Genomic DNA, 17,871 nt, shown 5'->3' with positions numbered 1-17,871 from the left:
CCCCCCCCCCCCCCCCCCCCCCCCCCCCCCCCCCCCCCCCCCCCCCCCCCCCCCCCCCCCCCCCCCCCCCCCCTCTCCCCGGCGCGGCCCCGCCCTCCGGGTTCCCCCGCCCCCGGGGCCCCGGCCCCCCCCTCTCCCGTCCCGCGGGGGCCGGGGCCGCCCCCCGCCCCGGCCCCCCCCCCCCCCCGCCCCCCGCGCCGCCCCCCCCTCCCACCTCTCGCCCGGCGGCGCCCCGCCACGGCGCGGCGCGCCGGGTGGCGCGCTCGCCACGGGAACGGGCCCGAGCACCTCGGCGCCGGCCGGCAGTTCGGTGCTCGCGACGAACGCGGCGACGGCCTCGCCGGGTCCTGACACCGCGGCCATCCGCGACACCGGCGGGAACCCGAGCTGCGCCCGCTCTGCCAGCTCGCGCCGCGCGTGCCCCACGGGGTCCCAGCGCACCAGTGCCTGCACGGGCCGCAGCGTGGGCTCCGCGACCACCACGACCGTGCCGCCCTCGCTCTGGCCGCGTACCAGCGAGGCGGCCTGGATCCAGCGGCGCAGCGCCTCCTCGGAGGCCCTGAGGTCGGGGCGGGAGACCATCGCCCAGCCGTCGAGGAGCAGCGCCGCCGCGTACCCGCCGTCCGCGACGGGCTCGGCGCCCGGCGTGCAGACGACGAGGGCGGGCCTGCCGGGCACGGCGTCCAGGATGTGGTCGCGGCCCGACGTGCGCACGGGGACGGCGGGGAAGGCGCGGCCCAGTTCCTCCGCGGTGCGGCGGGCACCGACGATCCGGGCGCGCAGCCTGGGGCTGCCGCACTCGGGGCAGTGCCAGCCGGAGGCGCCCCGGCCGCACCAGCCGCACCGCAGGTCGTGCTGTTCCGCGGCCTCGACGGGGCCCGCGCAGTGCGGGCACCGTGCGGGCGCCCGGCAGCGCTCGCAGGCGAGCCTCGGCGCGTACCCGCGGCGCGGCACCTGCACGAGCACGGGCCCCGACGCCAGACCGTCACGCACGGCCCCCCAGGCAAGACTGGGCAGCCTGGCGGCGCGCGCCGCCTCGTCGCGCGCCAGTTCGGCGTCGCCGACGGTGCGTACCAGGGGCGCCGCCGCGCGCACCGTCTCGCGCGACGCGGCGAGCGGCAGGGCCCAGCCGGACGCGACGAGCTGGGCGGCCTCTACGGTGCAGCTCGTGCCGCCGAGCAGGAACGCGCACCCGTCGTGCGCGGCGCGCAGCAGCAGCACATCGCGCGCGTGCGGCTGGGGCGCGTGCTGCTCGCTGTGGCTGGAGTCCCCGTCGTCCCACAGGGCGACAAGGCCGAGGTCGCATACGGGCGCGAACATCGCGGCGCGCGTGCCGACCACGGCACGCACCGCACCGCGCCGCACCGCCAGCCACTCGCGGTACCGCTTCTCGGGCCCGGCCTCGGCGGTGAGCAGCGCGTGCCGCCCCTCCCCCAGCAGACCGGTGAGCGCCTCGTCGACCCGGGCCGAGACACGGCCGTCGGGCACGACGACGAGCGCGCCGCGCCCGGAGGCCAGCGTGGCGGCGACGGCGCGCGCGATCTCCTGCGCCCACAGCGGTCCCGGCAGCGCGGTCCACACGGCGCGCGGCGCTCCGCCCGTCGCGAGCGCGTCGAGGAACGCGGGCCCGGTCGGATACCGCTCCCAGCTGCCGGGCTCCGGGGCGGGCGGCGGCTCGAGCGGCTGCGGGGACGGGCGGCTCTCGGCGCGCGCGCTGCGCGGCGGCACGGCGAGTTGCAGCACGTCCGCGAGGGATCCGGCGTAGCGGTCGGCGACGGCGCGTGCGAGCGCGAGCAGTTCCGCGCTGAGCACCGGCTCGGGGGAGACGACGCCGGCGAGCGCGGCCAGCGGGCCCGTGTAGTCGGACGTGGCGAGCCGCTCCACGACGAACCCGTCGATCAGCCGCCCGCCCTCGCGACGCCCGCCGCGCACGGAGTGCGCCCCCGCCCCGAACCTGACCCGTACCCGCACGCCGGGCTGGGCCGCCTCGTCCAGCTCGGCCGGGACCGCGTAGTCGAAGAACTGGTCGAGGTGGAGCACGCCCTTGTTGACGACGACCCGCGCCACCGGCAGCCGCTCGGCGAGCGGGGCGCCGCGCCAGGTGCGCGGCTTGGCGCGCGGCGTCCTCGCCTCGCGCACGGTCTGCTTGATCAGCGCGAGCTGCTCCCCCTCGGCCTCCTGCCTCTGCTCGTCACCGCTGCTCACAGCCCCATACCTACCAGACGGGTACGACAGTGCGGGCCGGCGAGACCGCGACGGGCGAGCGGGACGGCTCGCTTCAGGAGGCCGGCTGCTCCTGGTAGCGCGCCAGCGCCTCGGCCGTCTTCGTCGGGGTGAACTCCGTGATCCGGTACGTGCACACGCCCGCGAGCGTGAAGGGGTCGCGGGCCGCGAGGGCCTCGGCGGCCGCGCGGTCGGGTGCCGTCGCCAGGATCAGGCCGCCGTCGCGCGGGACCTTGCGGCCCGAGGCGATGAAGTAGCCCTCGGCGTAGCAGGTGTCCAGCCACGCCTTGTGGTCGTCGAGCGCCGCCTCGACGCGGTCCATGGGGGCGGTGTAGGTGAGCTCAAGTACGAACATGCGCCACACGCTATCGGGGCCCGGTCCCCCCGCCGAGGCGGAGGGGCCGGGCCCCGACAATGCTGCCGTGCGGGCCGGTCGGACGGTCAGAAGCCGGCGGCCTCTCAGACGCCCGCGGCCTCGCGGAGCGCGTCGACGCGGTCCGCGTGCTCCCAGGTGAACTCGGGGAGCTCGCGGCCGAAGTGGCCGTACGCCGCCGTCTTCGCGTAGATCGGGCGGAGCAGGTCGAGGTCGCGGATGATGGCGGCCGGGCGCAGGTCGAAGACCTGGCTGATGGCCTTCTCGATCTTCTCGTGGTCGACGGTCGCGGTGCCGAACGTCTCCACGAAGAGGCCCACGGGCTCGGCCTTGCCGATCGCGTAGGCGACCTGGACCTCGCAGCGGGAGGCGAGGCCCGCCGCGACGACGTTCTTCGCGACCCAGCGCATCGCGTACGCGGCGGAGCGGTCGACCTTCGACGGGTCCTTGCCCGAGAAGGCGCCGCCGCCGTGGCGTGCCATGCCGCCGTACGTGTCGATGATGATCTTGCGGCCGGTCAGGCCCGCGTCGCCCATCGGACCGCCGATCTCGAACCGGCCCGTCGGGTTGACCAGCAGGCGGTAGCCGTCGGTGTCCAGCTTGATGCCGTCCTCGACGAGCTGCTGGAGCACGTGCTCGACGACGAACTCGCGGATGTCGGGCGCGAGCAGCGAGTCCAGGTCGATGTCGGACGCGTGCTGCGAGGAGACCACGACCGTGTCGAGGCGGAGCGCCTTGTCGCCGTCGTACTCGATGGTGACCTGCGTCTTGCCGTCGGGACGCAGGTAGGGGATGGTGCCGTTCTTGCGGACCTCGGACAGCCGGCGGGACAGCCGGTGCGCCAGGTAGATCGGCAGCGGCATCAGCTCGGGCGTCTCGTCGCACGCGTAGCCGAACATCAGGCCCTGGTCGCCCGCGCCCTGCTTGTCCAGGTCGTCGACCTCGCGGCCTTCGGTGGCGCCCGCGACCCGGTTCTCGTACGCGGCGTCGACGCCCTGCGCGATGTCGGGGGACTGCGCGCCGATGGAGACGGAGACGCCGCAGGACGCGCCGTCGAAGCCCTTCTTCGAGGAGTCGTAGCCGATCTCCAGGATCTTGTTGCGCACGAGCTGCGCGATCGGCGCGTACGCCTTGGTGGTCACCTCGCCGGCGACGTGGACGAGACCCGTGGTGATCAAGGTCTCCACGGCGACGCGCGAGGACGGGTCCTCGGTGAGGAGCGCGTCGAGGATGGTGTCGCTGATCTGGTCAGCGATCTTGTCGGGGTGACCCTCGGTCACGGACTCCGAGGTGAACAGACGGCGGGACACATCGCTCCCTGAGGTTGCAGCGGCTGCTGACTGATCAGCCGATCAGCTGATCACTTTCTACTGGTAGCGCGGCTGGAGGCTGCGCCCGGCCACGCTCCGCCGTCAGTTTATCCGGCACCCCGCGCCAGGAGTCCAGGCATCTCGCTCCGTGAGCGCGGTGTGTGCCGTCTTACGGGGCGGTGCGGGGCCGGGAGAACGGGGTTTCCCGCCTCCCGCACCGGGCGATGTCGCTTTTCGGCCTTCGGCGCGCCGTCCACGATGCGGGACGCATGACCATCATGCGGACCACCCGGTGGCTCCCGCCGGTCACGGCGTGACGAGCCGCTCCACGACCAGGTCCCAGACCGTGTCGGCCAGTGCCTCCTTCGGGCCGTACGGCACCGGCGTCTCGCCGCCGTCCGCGGCCAGGACCACCGCCTCGTTCTCCGCGGCGCCGAACGTCTTGTGCGCGCCGACCTCGTTGACCACGAGCAGGTCGCACCCCTTGCGCCGCAGCTTCGCGCGCCCGTTGGCCAGCACGTCGTCCGTCTCCGCCGCGAAGCCGACGACCACCTGGCCGGGCGCGGGGCGCTCGGCCGCGAGCGCCGCGAGGATGTCCGGGTTGCGCACCAGCGCCAGCGGCTCGGGCTCCACGCCGTCCCGCTTCTTGATCTTGCCCTGCGCGTAGGCGGCCGGGCGGAAGTCGGCGACCGCGGCGGCCATCACCACCGCGTCCGCGTCGGCGGCCGCCTTGAGCGCCGCGTCGCGCAACTCCAGCGCGGTCCCGACGTGGACGACGTCGGCACCCGCCGGGTCCGTCATGCCCGTGTTGGCCTCGATGAGGGTCACCCGGGCGCCGCGCGCCACGGCCGTCCTCGCCAGGGCGAAGCCCTGCCTGCCCGAGGAGCGGTTGCCGAGGAAGCGCACCGGGTCGAGCGGCTCGCGCGTGCCCCCGGCGCTGACCACCACGTGGCGCCTCGCGAGGTCGGGGCTCTGGGCGCCGCGCGCCAGCGCCGCGCGGCACACCTCGAAGATCTCGCCCGGGTCGGGCAGCCTGCCCTTGCCCGTGTCGACGCCGGTGAGCCTGCCCACGGCGGGCTCGACGACCACGGCGCCCCTGCGGCGCAGCGCCGCCACGTTCTCCCGGGTGGCGGGGTGCTCCCACATCTCGGTGTGCATGGCGGGCGCGAACACGACGGGGCAGCGCGCCGTGAGCAGGGTGTTGGTCAGCAGGTCGTCGGCGAGGCCGTGGGACGCCCTCGCCAGCAGGTCGGCCGTGGCCGGCGCGACGACGACGAGGTCGGCCGCCTTGCCGATCCGCACGTGCGGGACCTCGTGCACGTCCTCCCACACCTCCGTGGAGACGGGATGGCCCGAGAGCGCGGACCAGGTGTCGGCGCCCACGAACCGCAGTGCCGACGCCGTCGGCACGACCGTCACGTCGTGTCCCGACTCCGTGAGGCGGCGCAGCAGCTCGCACGCCTTGTACGCGGCGATCCCGCCGGCCACCCCAAGGACGACCCTCGGCTTCTCCACCATGTCTCCCGCTCCCCGCTCCCGCTTCGACCGCGGCGGCCGCACCCGCGTACCGCCTGCTCCCATGACACACCACAGGCCCGGCAGACGTCTGCCGGGCCTGTGGACAACGCGTCGATCATATGACCGATGCGGGCGATTACTGGGCCGGGGCCTCGATGGCCTCGGAGGTCAGCAGCCCCGCGTTGATCTCGCGCAGGGCGATCGAGAGGGGCTTCTCGTGCACGTGGGTGTCCACGAGCGGGCCGACGTACTCCAGCAGGCCCTCACCGAGCTGCGAGTAGTACGCGTTGATCTGGCGCGCACGCTTGGCCGCGTAGATCACCAGGCTGTACTTGGAGTCCGTGGCCTCAAGCAGCTCGTCGATCGGCGGGTTGATGATGCCCTCGGGTGGGGTCATGGAAGAGGACACTCTTGGCCTTCCGAAGAAAGAACGGGATTCAGGACACTGCCAGCAAGGCTAGCAGCTCGCGCGCGACGTCCTCGACGGAGGTGTTGACGAGGGTGGTGTCGAACTCCGGCTCGGCGGCGAGCTCGACCCGCGCCGCGGCGAGCCTGCGCTCGATCACGTCGGGCGGCTCGGTGCCGCGCCCGGTCAGCCTGCGCACCAGCTCGTCCCAGTCCGGCGGCGCGAGGAAGACGAGGCGGGAGTCCGGCATGGACTCCTTGACCTGCCTCGCGCCCTGGAGGTCGATCTCCAGCAGCACGGGCGCGCCCGCGTCGAGCCGGTCCATGACGGCGGCCCTGGGCGTCCCGTAGCGGTTGCCGGCGAACTGTGCCCACTCCAGCAGCTCGCCGTTGGCGACGAGCTTGTCGAACTCGTCGTCCGTGACGAAGAAGTACTGGACGCCGTGGCGCTCGCCGGGGCGTGGCTTCCTTGTCGTGGCCGACACCGAGAGCCACACCTCGGGATGAGCCTTGCGCATGTGGGCGACGACCGTGCTCTTGCCGACCCCGGAGGGTCCGGAGAGCACGGTCAGCCGCTGACGTACCTCTGCTGCCATGCAGCGATTATCCAGGTTCCCGGGAGTGCCCGGGAACCATGGAAGCTCTCATGGGACTTCTCAGGCGGGGGTGGAGCCGAACTCGCGCTCGAGCGAAGCGATCTGGTTGGACCCGAGGCCGCGCACGCGGCGGCTCTCGGAGATGCCGAGACGCTCCATGATCTGCTTGGCGCGGACCTTGCCGACGCCGGGCAGCGACTCGAGCAGGGCGGAGACCTTCATCTTGCCGATGACGTCGTTCTCCTGCCCCTGCTTGATGACGTCGTGCAGGGACGCGCCGGAGTGCTTGAGTCGATTCTTGACCTCGGCCCGCTCCTTGCGAGCCGCGGCGGCCTTGTCGAGCGCGGCTTTGCGCTGTTCAGGGGTAAGGGGCGGAAGAGCCACGCCTACGTCACCTCGGATGTCGAACTGTCGGATACGGACCCGTGCGGAGACTGTCGTCCCGCACCAGGCGAGCCGCGGGCGAAGGCTTCGCCCGTTGGCTCTGGTGGGGAGACTATCGGCCAGGACCGCCGGAGTCAGCGAGAACAGGGGAAAACTCCCTGGTCAGCATCGCCCGACCGGTACATTTCCGACATTCTGCACCTCTTTTTGGCTCAAAGCTCTACCTGAACTCCTCATTCCGGGGACCCACAGCCGCCCTCACCTCGTCACGGAAGCGGTCGGCGGCGTCCCTGAGCGCCGCCGCAGCGGGCCCGGAACGCAGGATTCCGCGGCTCACGCTGGGCACCACGTCCCCGGCCGCGGCCCCGAAGAGCGCGGGAAGGTCGGCCGGGGTGGCGCCCTGCGCGCCGATGCCGGGGGCGAGCAGCGGGCCGTTCACGTTGAGGTCGGCGCCCGCGTCGCCAAGGGTCGCGCCGACGACCGCGCCCACGGAGCCGAGCGGAACGGCTCCCGCGTTCTCCGCCGCGATGTGGTCGAGCACCACCTGCGCGAGCGACCTGCCGTCCGCGGCGGTCGCGCGTTGCACCGACGCGCCCTCCGGGTTCGACGTCAGCGCGAGCACGAAGACGCCGGCGCCCGAGGCCGCCGCCGCGTCGAGCGCGGGACGCAGCGAGCCGAACCCCAGGTACGGCGAGAGCGTCACGGCGTCCGAGAACAGCGGCGACCCCTTCTCCAGGTACGCCGACGCGTAGGCGGCCATCGTGGAGCCGATGTCGCCGCGCTTCGCGTCCATCAGGACCAGCGCGCCCGCCGCGCGCGCGTCGGCCACGGTCCGCTCCAGGACCGCGACGCCGCGCGAGCCGAAGCGCTCGAAGAACGCCGACTGCGGCTTGAGCACGGCGACACGGTCGGCCAGCGCCTCCACCGTCGTGCGGGCGAACCGCTCGAGGCCGCCCACATCGTCCGGCAATCCCCAGGAGGCGAGCAGCGAGGCGTGCGGGTCGATGCCCACGCACAGCGGGCCGCGCGTGTCCATGGCACGCCGCAGGCGCGCCCCGAAGGGCTCCGGCTCCGAACCGCTCACGCGGCCACCTTCCTCACGTCGGCGCCGACTGCGTCGGCGAGCGTCCTGTACGGGCTGGCGGCCAGCCGCGCGTCGAGCCCCTTGTGGATGGCGCGCGCCCAGAACGGGCCCTCGTAGATGAAGGCGCTGTAGCCCTGGACGAGCGTGGCGCCCGCGAGGATCCGCTCCCACGCGTCCTCGGCGTCCTCCACTCCCCCGACGCCCACGAGCGTGAGGCGGTCGCCGACGCGCGCGTACAGCCGCCTGAGCACCTCGAGCGAGCGCCGCTTCAGCGGTGCGCCGGACAGGCCGCCGGTCTCGCCGGTCAGGCCGGCGGGCGACGTCAGCCCGAGGCCGTCGCGCGCGATGGTGGTGTTGGTGGCGATGATCCCGTCGAGGCCGAGGTCGACGGCCAGGTCGGCGACCGCGTCGATGTCGTCGTCGGCGAGATCGGGCGCGATCTTGACCAGCAGCGGGACGCGCCGCCCGGGCACCGAGCGGTCCGCCGCGTCCCGCACGGCGGCCAGCAGCGGCCTGAGGCGGTCGACGGCCTGGAGATCGCGCAGGCCGGGCGTGTTGGGCGAGCTGACGTTGACGACCAGGTAGTCGGCGTGCGGCGCGAGCCGCTCCGCCGAGGTGACGTAGTCGCCGACGGCCTCGTCCTCCGGGACCACCTTCGTCTTGCCGATGTTGACGCCGACGACGGTGCGGAAGACCTCGCGGCGCGCCCGGAGCCGGGCCGCGACCGCGGCGGAGCCGTCGTTGTTGAACCCCATGCGGTTGATCAGGGCGCGGTCGGGCACCAGCCGGAACAGCCGCCTCGGCGGGTTGCCCGGCTGGGGCCGCGCGGTGACCGTGCCGATCTCGACGTGGTCGAAGCCCAGCATGGCCATGCCGTCGATCGCGACGGCGTTCTTGTCGAACCCCGCGGCGAGCCCGAACGGGCCGTGCATCCGCAGCCCGAGCGCCTCGGTGCGCAGCCCCGTGTACCGGGGCGCGAGCGCGGCCGCCACGTACGTGCGCAGGACCGGGACCCGCACCGCGAGCCGGATCCACCGGAACGCGGTGCGGTGCGCACGCTCGGCGTCCATGCGCCGGAAGAAGAGCCGGAAGAAGAGCGCGTACATGCGGCGGCTCAGTCCTCCCTGGCGGCGGTCAGGCGGCTCGCGTGGTCCTGGAGCGAGCACACGCCCACGCCGCCGTGGTTGAGGGCGTCGATGCCCTGGACGGCGGCGGCGAGCGCCTGCACGGTGGTCAGGCAGGGCACGGCGCGCGCGACGGCCGCCGTGCGGATGTCGTAGCCGTCGAGCCGGCCGCCGGTGCCGTACGGGGTGTTGACGATCAGGTCGATCTCCCCGTCGTGGATCAGCTGGACGACGGTCCTCTCGCCGTTCGGGCCCTCGCCCTCGGACTGCTTGCGCACGACCGTGGCGTTGATGCCGTTGCGCTTGAGCACCTCGGCGGTGCCCGAGGTGGCCAGCAGCTCGAAGCCGTGGGCGACCAGTTCGCGCGCCGGGAAGATCATCGAGCGCTTGTCCCGGTTCGCGACGGAGATGAACGCGCGGCCCTTCGTGGGCAGTGGCCCGTAGGCGCCCGCCTGGGACTTCGCGTACGCAGTCCCGAAGACGGAGTCGATACCCATGACCTCGCCGGTGGAGCGCATCTCCGGGCCGAGGACGGTGTCCACGCCGCGGCCCTGGATGTCGCGGAAGCGCGACCACGGCATCACGGCCTCCTTGACGGAGATCGGCGCGTCGAGCGGCAGGTCGCCGCCGTCGCCGCGCGCGGGCAGCATGCCCTCCGCGCGCAGCTGCGCGACGGTCGCGCCGAGCGAGATGCGCGCGGCCGCCTTGGCGAGCGGCACGGCCGTCGCCTTCGAGGTGAAGGGCACCGTGCGGGACGCGCGCGGGTTGGCCTCCAGCACGTAGAGGATGTCCCCGGCCAGCGCGAACTGGATGTTGATCAGCCCTCGCACGCCCACGCCGCGCGCGATGGCCTCGGTGGAGGCGCGCAGCCGCTTGATGTCGTAGCCGCCGAGCGTGATCGGGGGCAGGGCGCAGGCGGAGTCGCCGGAGTGGATGCCGGCCTCCTCGATGTGCTCCATCACGCCGCCGAGGTAGAGCTCGGTGCCGTCGTAGAGGGCGTCGACGTCGATCTCGATGGCGTCGTCGAGGAAGCGGTCGACCAGGACGGGCCGGTCGGGGCTGATCTCGGTGGACTCCTCGATGTACGCGGCGAGCCGCGTCTCGTCGTAGACGATCTCCATGCCGCGCCCGCCGAGCACGTACGACGGGCGGACGAGTACGGGGTAGCCGATCTCGTCCGCGATCGCCTTGGCGCCGGGGAAGGACGTCGCGGTGCCGTGCTTGGGCGCGGGCAGTCCCGCCTCTTCCAGGACGCGGCCGAAGGCGCCGCGGTCCTCGGCGAGGTGGATGGCCTCGGGGGACGTGCCGACGACGGGCACGCCGTTGTCCTTGAGCGCCTGCGCGAGGCCGAGCGGGGTCTGCCCGCCCAGCTGCACGATCACGCCCGCGACGGGTCCCGCCTGGGTCTCCGCGTGGACGATCTCCAGCACGTCCTCCAGGGTGAGCGGCTCGAAGTAGAGCCGGTCGGAGGTGTCGTAGTCGGTGGAGACGGTCTCCGGGTTGCAGTTGACCATGACGGTCTCGTAGCCGGCGTCGTGCAGCGCGAAGGAGGCGTGGACGCAGGAGTAGTCGAACTCGATGCCCTGGCCGATGCGGTTCGGGCCCGAGCCGAGGATGATCACCGCGGGCTTCTCGCGGGGCGCGACCTCGTTCTCCTCGTCGTAGGACGAGTAGAAGTACGGGGTCTTCGCGGCGAACTCGGCGGCGCAGGTGTCGACGGTCTTGTAGACGGGGCGCACGCCGAGTGCGTGCCGCACCTCGCGCACGACGTCCTCGCGCAGCCCGCGCAGGCCGGCGATCTGCGCGTCGGAGAAGCCGTGCCGCTTGACGTCGGCGAGGAGCTCGGGCGTCAGTTCCGCGGCGGCGGCGACCTCGTCGGCGAGCTCCTTGATCAGGAAGAGCTGGTCGACGAACCAGGGATCGATCCTCGTCGCGTCGAAGACCTCCTGCGGGGTGGCCCCGGCGACGATGGCCCGCATGACGGTGTTGATCCTGCCGTCGGTGGGCAGCCCGGCACGCTCGAGGAGCAGGGCCTTGTCGCCCGGCTCGCCGGTGAGGTCGAACTGGCTGCCGGCCCGCTCCAGCGAGCGCATCGCCTTCTGCAGCGCCTCGGTGAAGTTGCGGCCGATGGCCATGGCCTCGCCCACGGACTTCATCGTGGTGGTGAGCGCGGAGTCGGCGGCGGGGAACTTCTCGAACGCGAAGCGCGGCACCTTGACGACGACGTAGTCGAGGGTCGGCTCGAAGGACGCCGGCGTCTTCTCCGTGATGTCGTTCGGGATCTCGTCCAGCGTGTAGCCGACGGCCAGACGCGCGGCGATCTTCGCGATCGGGAAGCCGGTGGCCTTGGAGGCGAGCGCGGAGGAGCGCGAGACGCGCGGGTTCATCTCGATGACGATGACCCGGCCGTCCTCGGGGTTGACCGCGAACTGGATGTTGCAGCCGCCGGTGTCGACGCCGACCTCGCGGATGACGGCGATGCCGACGTCCCGCAGGACCTGGTACTCGCGGTCGGTCAGCGTCATCGCGGGCGCGACGGTGATCGAGTCGCCCGTGTGGACGCCCATCGGGTCGAAGTTCTCGATGGAGCAGACGACCACGACGTTGTCGTTGCGGTCGCGCATCAGCTCGAGCTCGTACTCCTTCCAGCCGAGGATGGACTCCTCAAGGAGCACCTCGGTGGTCGGCGAGAGCATCAGGCCCTGGCCCGCGATGCGGCGCAGGTCCTCCTCGGTGTGCGCGAAGCCGGAGCCGGCGCCGCCCATGGTGAAGGAGGGCCGCACGACGACGGGGTAGCCGCCGAGCGTGTCGACGCCGGCGAGCACGTCGTCCATGGAGTGGCAGATGACGGAGCGCGCCGACTCGCCGTGGCCGATCTTGCGGCGCACCTCCTCCACGACGTCCTTGAACCGCTCGCGGTCCTCGCCCTTGTTGATGGCCTCGACGTTGGCGCCGATCAGCTCGACGCCGTACTTGTCCAGCGTCCCCGCGTCGTGCAGCGAGATCGCGGTGTTGAGCGCCGTCTGGCCGCCGAGGGTGGCGAGCAGCGCGTCGGGGCGCTCCTTGACGATGATCTTCTCGACGAACTCGGGGGTGATCGGCTCGACGTACGTGGCGTCGGCGATCTCCGGGTCGGTCATGATCGTCGCGGGGTTGGAGTTGATCAGGATGACCCTGAAACCCTCCGCCCTCAGTACGCGGCAGGCCTGGGTGCCGGAGTAGTCGAACTCAGCGGCCTGGCCGATGACGATCGGTCCTGAGCCGATGACCAGGATGGACTGGATATCGGTGCGCTTAGGCACGCTGGTCCTCCATGAGCTGGGTGAAGCGGTCGAACAGGTACGCGGCGTCGTGCGGGCCCGCGGCCGCCTCGGGGTGGTACTGGACGCTGAAGACGGGCCGGTCGAGCAGGCGCAGGCCCTCGACCACGTCGTCGTTGAGGCAGACGTGGGTGACCTCGGCGAGGCCGTAGGGCGTCTCGGAGGCGCGGTCGAGCGGCGCGTCGACGGCGAAGCCGTGGTTGTGCGCGGTCACCTCGACCTTGCCCGTGGTGCGGTCCTGGACCGGCTGGTTGATGCCGCGGTGGCCGTACTTGAGCTTGTACGTGCCGAAGCCGAGCGCGCGGCCGAGCAGCTGGTTGCCGAAGCAGATCCCGAACAGCGGCGTGGAGCGCTCCAGGACGCCCTTGACGACGGTCAGGTCGGCCGTCGCCGGGTCGCCGGGGCCGTTGGCGAGGAAGACGCCGTCGGGGTCGACCGCGTACACCTCGTCGAGCGTCGCGGTGGCCGGCAGGACGTGCACCTCGATGCCGCGCTCGGCCATGCGGTGCGGGGTCATGCCCTTGATGCCGAGGTCGATGGCGGCGACGGTGAAGCGCTTCTCGCCGATCGCGGGCACCACGTACGGCTCGGCGGTGGTGACCTCACTGGACAGTTCCGCGCCGGTCATCCCGGGTGCCTGCCTGACGCGCCCGAGCAGGGTGGTCTCGTCGGCGAGGGCGTCGCCCGAGAAGATGCCCACGCGCATGGCGCCGCGCTCGCGCAGGTGGCGGGTGAGGGCGCGGGTGTCGATGCCGCTGATGCCGACGACGCCCTGCTCGGTCAGCTCGTCGTCGAGGGTGCGGCGCGAGCGCCAGCTCGACGGGGTGCGCGCGGGGTCGCGCACGACGTAGCCGGAGACCCAGATTTTGCGCGACTCGCGGTCCTCGTCGTTGACGCCGGTGTTGCCGACGTGCGGGGCCGTCATGACGACGACCTGGCGGTGGTACGAGGGGTCGGTCAGGGTTTCCTGGTAGCCGGACATGCCGGTGGAGAACACGGCCTCGCCGAAGGTCTCCCCCACGGCCCCGTAGGCGCGGCCGCGGAAACTGCGGCCGTCCTCCAGGACGAGTACGGCGGGGGGCGCCTGCCTGCGTGCGGTTCCCCGGGTGGACGAGGGGGTCATCGTGCGGGGCCTTCCGTTGTGACGGTCTTGACAGGGGTGCCGGGCCGTGCGGCCCGGTCCGCGGCCGGCTGGGCCGCGATCAGTGAGGTGAGGGCGTCGACCCAGGCGGCGTGTTCGGCCGAGTGGTCGGAGCGGAAGCCGGAGTCGAGCTGCTTGCCGCCGTGCTCCCAGGTGACGATCAAGAGGCCTCCCTCGGCGAGTACCTTGCCCGCGATGCCCTTGTCGAGCCGGGCCTCGCACAGCCGGCCCGCCGGCACGAAGAAGTCGTTCGCGCCGGGCCGTACGACCTCGAGGCCGTCGTCCGTGAGGGCGAGCTCGACGCGGCTGCGGGCGCCGAGTCCGTGGGCGACGACGCGGTCGAGCCACTGCCCCGCGGTGGTGGAGCCGTGGTAGCGGCCGCTCATGGTCATCCTGACCGTGGACGGGTTCTCCGGCAGCGCGAGGAGCGGCGGCACGTCCGACTGAAGGCTGACGCGCCACTTCCAGCCCTGGCGCATGAGCCAGTACACGAGCGCGATGAAGATCAGCAGCCCGATGACCCAGCCGATGCGGCCGCTCCAGTCCGTCACGGGCGCCGAGTGCTTGTCCTCGGCGAGCGTGGCGGCGGGCAGGAGGGTGGAGAGGTGCGCAGATGTCATGCCAGTTTCCCGTCGGTGACCGTGGCCTTGCCCCGCAGGAAGGTGTGGGTGACGCGCCCGGGCAGCTCGCGGCCCGCGTAGGGGCTGTTGCGGCTGCGGGAGACGAAGCCCGCGGGGTCCACCGTTCCACGGTATGCCGGATCGACGAGGACGAGGTTCGCGGGCTCACCCGCGGCGATCGGGCGGCCGTGGCCGTCGAGGCGGCCGATGCGCGCCGGGCGCATCGACATCCGGTCGGCGACGCCCGCCCAGTCGATCAGGCCGGTGTCGACCATGGTCTCCTGCACGACGGACAGCGCGGTCTCCAGGCCGAGCATGCCCATGGCGGCGGCCGCCCACTCGCAGTCCTTGTCCTCGTGCGGGTGGGGGGCGTGGTCGGTGGCGACGCAGTCGATGGTGCCGTCGGCCAGCGCCTCGCGCAGCGCCATCACGTCCGCGTCCGTGCGCAGCGGCGGGTTGACCTTGTAGACGGGGTCGTAGGAGCGCACGAGCTCGTCGGTGAGCAGCAGGTGGTGCGGGGTGACCTCGGCGGTCACGTTCCAGCCCTTGGACTTCGCCCAGCGCACGAGCTCGACGGAGCCCGCGGTGGACAGGTGGCAGATGTGCACGCGGGAGCCGACGTGCGCGGCGAGCAGCACGTCGCGGGCGATGATCGACTCCTCCGCGACGGCCGGCCAGCCGCCGAGCCCGAGCTGCGCGGAGACGGCGCCCTCGTTCATCTGGGCGCCCTCGGTCAGCCGCGGCTCCTGGGCGTGCTGGGCGACGACGCCGTCGAACGCCTTCACGTACTCCAGGGCGCGCCGCATGATCACGGCGTCGTCCACGCACTTGCCGTCGTCGGAGAAGACGCGCACCTGCGCGGCGGAGTCGTGCATCGCGCCGAGTTCGGCGAGCTGCTTGCCCTCCAGCCCGACGGTGACGGCGCCGACGGGGCGCACGTCGCAGTAGCCGGAGGCCTGGCCGAGGCGCCAGACCTGCTCGACGACGCCGGCGGTGTCGGCGACGGGGAACGTGTTGGCCATGGCGTGGACGGCGGTGAAGCCGCCCTTGGCGGCGGCCCTGGTGCCGGTGAGGACGGTCTCGGAGTCCTCGCGGCCCGGCTCGCGCAGGTGGGTGTGGAGGTCCACGAGGCCGGGCAGCAGGATCAAGCCCTCCGCGTCGACGACGCGGGCGCCGTCCGCGTCGAGGCCCGTACCGAGCCGGCTGATCGTTTCGCCTTCCACGAGGACGTCCCGCGGGTCGCCGCCGAGTACCCGGGCACCGCGGATAAGGATCTTGTCGTCGCTCACTTGCTCTCCTCGGGGCGGTGGTGGGACACGGCGGGCTCGTTGCCGCCGAGCAGCAGGTACAGGACGGCCATCCGGATGGACACGCCGTTGGCGACCTGTTCCACGATGGTGGCGCGCGGGGAGTCCGCGACCTCCGCGGTGATCTCCATACCGCGGTTCATGGGGCCCGGGTGCATCACCAGCGCGCCGTCCGGCATGCGGTTCATCCGGTCGGTGTCGAGGCCGTAGCGGCGCGAGTACTCGCGCTCGGTGGGGAAGAAGGCGGCGTTCATGCGCTCGCGCTGCACGCGCAGCATCATCACGGCGTCCGTCTCGGGCAGCGCCTCGTCGAGGTCGTAGGAGACGGTGCAGGGCCACGCGCCGACGCCGACGGGCACGAGGGTGGGCGGGGCGACGACGGTGACGTGGGCGCCGAGCGTGTGCAGCAGCAGGACGTTGGAGCGCGCGACGCGGCTGTGCAGGACGTCGCCGACGATCGTGACGCGGACGCCGTCGAGGTCCTTGCCGAGGCCGGCGTCGGCGCCGACGAGCCTGCGGCGCAGCGTGAAGGCGTCGAGCAGTGCCTGGGTGGGGTGCTCGTGGGTGCCGTCGCCCGCGTTGACGACGGCACCGTCGATCCAGCCGGACGTGGCGAGCCGGTAGGGCGCGCCGGAGGCGCTGTGCCGGATGACGACGGCGTCGGCGCCCATCGCCTCCAGGGTGAGCGCGGTGTCCTTGAGCGACTCGCCCTTGGAGACGGAGGAGCCCTTGGCGGAGAAGTTGATGACGTCGGCGGACAGCCGCTTGGCGGCGACCTCGAAGGACGTCCTGGTGCGGGTGGAGTCCTCGAAGAACAGGTTGACGACGGTGCGGCCGCGCAGGGTCGGCAGCTTCTTGATGGGCCGGTCGGCGACCCGCGCCATCTCCTCGGCCGTGTCGAGGATCAGGACGGCGTCGTCACGGGTGAGGTCGGCGGCGGAGATCAGGTGGCCTGGTGTCCGGGGGTTCGCCCCGGGGAGACGCAGCATCTCGGTGTGCTCCGGTGGGTCTGGTGCTCGGGCGCGCGGGGGCGCGCGCCCGCAGCCGTACAGGACGGGCGGGCCAGGTTCCGCGCCCTTCGGCGCGGCGGGGCGGCCGCTAGCGCTCTCGGCGCTCCGCGGGACCGGGCCCCTCGACGCCGAGCAGTACGGTGTCGCGCCCGTCCATCTCGCTGAGCTGGACCTTGACGGTCTCCCTGAGGGAGGTCGGGATGTTCTTGCCGACGTAGTCGGCGCGGATCGGCAGTTCCCTGTGGCCCCGGTCGACGAGGACCGCGAGCTGCACCGCGCGCGGGCGGCCGATGTCGCCCAGCGCGTCGAGCGCGGCGCGGATCGTGCGGCCCGAGAACAGGACGTCGTCGACGAGGACGACCAGTCCGCCGTCGACGCCGCCCGCGGGGATCTCGGTGCGCGCGAGGGCGCGTGCGGGCTTAAGCCTGAGGTCGTCGCGGTACATCGTGATGTCGAGCGAGCCGACCGGTACGGGCCTGCCGGTGATCTCTTCGAGCTTGGCCGCGATCCTGCGGGCGAGGAAGACGCCGCGGGTCGGGATGCCGAGGATCGTCACATCCTCAGCGCCGCGTGCGCGCTCCACGATCTCGTGGGCGATGCGGGTGAGGACCCGCGCGACGTCGGGCGCTTCGAGTACGGGCCTCGGCGTGGAGCCGGCGCCCGCGGGGCCGGCCGTGCCGGCGGTTTCCGCCGTGCTGTCTGTATCCATGGGACTCATGGGGAACGGACCTCCTTCTCCGCCTCACGGGACGGACGTTAAAGGACGTCTTGATTGCGCCATGCATGCTACCAGTGGCGGACGCGCGACCCCCGGGAGACCCTCTTGGGAGTGCGGTACGGACCATCCGGCTTGACGCATCCAAGTAACGCTGCGTAACCTCACAGTGAGTTACCAGACTTCGTCCGGGGAGCTATATGTCCAGCGAATACGCAAAACAGCTCGGGACCAAACTCCGTGCCATCCGCACCCAGCAGGGCCTCTCGCTCCACGGCGTGGAGGAGAAGTCCCAGGGTCGTTGGAAGGCCGTGGTGGTCGGTTCGTACGAGCGCGGCGACCGTGCCGTGACCGTGCAGCGCCTCGCCGAGCTCGCTGATTTCTACGGTGTCCCGGTGCAGGAGCTCCTTCCCGGCACGACCCCCGGCGGAGCCGCCGAGCCGCCGCCGAAGCTCGTCCTGGACCTGGAGCGCCTGGCGCACGTGCCCGCGGAGAAGGCGGGCCCGCTCCAGCGGTACGCGGCGACGATCCAGAGCCAGCGCGGCGACTACAACGGAAAGGTGCTGTCGATCCGCCAGGACGACCTGCGCACGCTCGCCGTGATCTACGACCAGTCGCCCTCGGTCCTCACCGAGCAGCTGATCAACTGGGGTGTCCTGGGCGCCGACGCCAGGCGCGCCGTCGCGCACGAGGACGCCTGACGGCCCCCCGCAGGGGGGACGAATCAGCAGAAACGTCACG

Annotated in this window: 16 protein-coding genes; 1 reads left to right on the top strand and 15 read right to left on the bottom strand. The window is 72.7% G+C overall.

What is annotated here, in order from left to right:
• From JFN87_RS13660 to pyrR, 15 genes are all read right to left on the bottom strand, one after another.
• Positions 1-2,205: primosomal protein N' (locus JFN87_RS13660; protein WP_307865435.1), on the bottom strand; the 2,205-nt coding region annotated here is incomplete at its 3' end.
• A gap of 73 nt (positions 2,206-2,278) precedes the next feature.
• Positions 2,279-2,578 carry a YciI family protein gene (locus tag JFN87_RS13655; protein WP_209340293.1) on the bottom strand — a complete coding sequence of 100 codons (300 nt, stop codon included), beginning with the start codon at positions 2,576-2,578 and terminating at the stop codon, positions 2,279-2,281.
• A 104-nt stretch (positions 2,579-2,682) separates the two neighbouring features.
• The gene (gene metK / locus JFN87_RS13650; protein WP_209340292.1) at positions 2,683-3,906 is read right to left on the bottom strand and encodes a methionine adenosyltransferase; all 1,224 of its coding nucleotides are present in this window, start codon (positions 3,904-3,906) and stop codon (positions 2,683-2,685) included.
• A 306-nt stretch (positions 3,907-4,212) separates the two neighbouring features.
• Positions 4,213-5,421: a bifunctional phosphopantothenoylcysteine decarboxylase/phosphopantothenate--cysteine ligase CoaBC gene (gene coaBC / locus JFN87_RS13645; protein WP_209340296.1), complete on the bottom strand. Its 1,209-nt coding sequence runs from the start codon at positions 5,419-5,421 to the stop codon at positions 4,213-4,215.
• A 139-nt stretch (positions 5,422-5,560) separates the two neighbouring features.
• The gene (rpoZ, locus tag JFN87_RS13640) at positions 5,561-5,833 is read right to left on the bottom strand and encodes a DNA-directed RNA polymerase subunit omega (protein ID WP_030907161.1); all 273 of its coding nucleotides are present in this window, start codon (positions 5,831-5,833) and stop codon (positions 5,561-5,563) included.
• Between the two features lie 28 nt (positions 5,834-5,861).
• Positions 5,862-6,425, bottom strand: a complete 564-nt coding sequence (gene gmk, locus JFN87_RS13635) for a guanylate kinase (RefSeq protein ID WP_209340291.1) — start codon at positions 6,423-6,425, stop codon at positions 5,862-5,864.
• A gap of 60 nt (positions 6,426-6,485) precedes the next feature.
• Positions 6,486-6,809, bottom strand: coding sequence for an integration host factor (locus JFN87_RS13630; RefSeq protein ID WP_030907165.1), 324 nt, complete (start codon positions 6,807-6,809; stop codon positions 6,486-6,488).
• A gap of 220 nt (positions 6,810-7,029) precedes the next feature.
• Positions 7,030-7,893: an orotidine-5'-phosphate decarboxylase gene (pyrF, locus tag JFN87_RS13625; protein ID WP_307865434.1), complete on the bottom strand. Its 864-nt coding sequence runs from the start codon at positions 7,891-7,893 to the stop codon at positions 7,030-7,032.
• A complete protein-coding gene (locus tag JFN87_RS13620; RefSeq protein WP_209340290.1) occupies positions 7,890-8,999 on the bottom strand; it encodes a quinone-dependent dihydroorotate dehydrogenase in 1,110 nt (369 codons plus the stop codon). Before JFN87_RS13620 ends, pyrF begins: the two co-directional genes overlap by 4 nt.
• Positions 9,000-9,007: 8 nt before the next feature.
• Positions 9,008-12,319 (bottom strand): carbamoyl-phosphate synthase large subunit, encoded by a 3,312-nt coding sequence (carB, locus tag JFN87_RS13615; protein WP_209340289.1) that lies wholly within the window; start codon positions 12,317-12,319, stop codon positions 9,008-9,010.
• Positions 12,312-13,460: a glutamine-hydrolyzing carbamoyl-phosphate synthase small subunit gene (gene carA, locus JFN87_RS13610; RefSeq protein WP_209340288.1), complete on the bottom strand. Its 1,149-nt coding sequence runs from the start codon at positions 13,458-13,460 to the stop codon at positions 12,312-12,314. The genes carB and carA overlap by 8 nt, the downstream gene beginning before the upstream one ends.
• Positions 13,457-14,098 (bottom strand): PH-like domain-containing protein, encoded by a 642-nt coding sequence (locus JFN87_RS13605; protein ID WP_245179504.1) that lies wholly within the window; start codon positions 14,096-14,098, stop codon positions 13,457-13,459. The genes carA and JFN87_RS13605 overlap by 4 nt, the downstream gene beginning before the upstream one ends.
• A complete protein-coding gene (locus JFN87_RS13600; protein WP_209340287.1) occupies positions 14,095-15,387 on the bottom strand; it encodes a dihydroorotase in 1,293 nt (430 codons plus the stop codon). Before JFN87_RS13600 ends, JFN87_RS13605 begins: the two co-directional genes overlap by 4 nt.
• A complete protein-coding gene (locus tag JFN87_RS13595) occupies positions 15,384-16,394 on the bottom strand; it encodes an aspartate carbamoyltransferase catalytic subunit (RefSeq protein WP_209340286.1) in 1,011 nt (336 codons plus the stop codon). The genes JFN87_RS13600 and JFN87_RS13595 overlap by 4 nt, the downstream gene beginning before the upstream one ends.
• 109 nt (positions 16,395-16,503) lie before the next feature.
• Positions 16,504-17,124, bottom strand: a complete 621-nt coding sequence (gene pyrR / locus JFN87_RS13590; protein ID WP_372449228.1) for a bifunctional pyr operon transcriptional regulator/uracil phosphoribosyltransferase PyrR — start codon at positions 17,122-17,124, stop codon at positions 16,504-16,506.
• 206 nt (positions 17,125-17,330) lie between these two features.
• Between pyrR and bldD the strand changes: the two genes are divergently transcribed.
• Positions 17,331-17,831: a transcriptional regulator BldD gene (gene bldD, locus JFN87_RS13585; protein ID WP_030907185.1), complete on the top strand. Its 501-nt coding sequence runs from the start codon at positions 17,331-17,333 to the stop codon at positions 17,829-17,831.
• The last annotated feature ends 40 nt before the right edge of the window (positions 17,832-17,871 follow it).

It is taken from the genome of Streptomyces montanisoli (assembly GCF_017813245.1).
Lineage (GTDB): Bacteria > Actinomycetota > Actinomycetes > Streptomycetales > Streptomycetaceae > Streptomyces > Streptomyces montanisoli.
Note: the sequence above shows the minus strand (reverse complement) of the source record. Positions and strands in the feature narration are given on the sequence as shown.

Bases quoted from the DNA above. Each gene is read 5' to 3' on its own strand.
- JFN87_RS13655 (WP_209340293.1), bottom strand. From the start codon at position 2,578: ATGTTCGTACTTGAGCTCACCTACACCGCCCCCATGGACCGCGTCGAG.
- gmk (WP_209340291.1), bottom strand. From the start codon at position 6,425: ATGGCAGCAGAGGTACGTCAGCGGCTGACCGTGCTCTCCGGACCCTCC.
- JFN87_RS13620 (WP_209340290.1), bottom strand. From the start codon at position 8,999: ATGTACGCGCTCTTCTTCCGGCTCTTCTTCCGGCGCATGGACGCCGAG.
- carA (WP_209340288.1), bottom strand. From the start codon at position 13,460: ATGACCCCCTCGTCCACCCGGGGAACCGCACGCAGGCAGGCGCCCCCC.
- JFN87_RS13605 (WP_245179504.1), bottom strand. From the start codon at position 14,098: ATGACATCTGCGCACCTCTCCACCCTCCTGCCCGCCGCCACGCTCGCC.
- JFN87_RS13595 (WP_209340286.1), bottom strand. From the start codon at position 16,394: ATGCTGCGTCTCCCCGGGGCGAACCCCCGGACACCAGGCCACCTGATC.
- pyrR (WP_372449228.1), bottom strand. From the start codon at position 17,124: ATGGATACAGACAGCACGGCGGAAACCGCCGGCACGGCCGGCCCCGCG.
- bldD (WP_030907185.1), top strand. From the start codon at position 17,331: ATGTCCAGCGAATACGCAAAACAGCTCGGGACCAAACTCCGTGCCATC.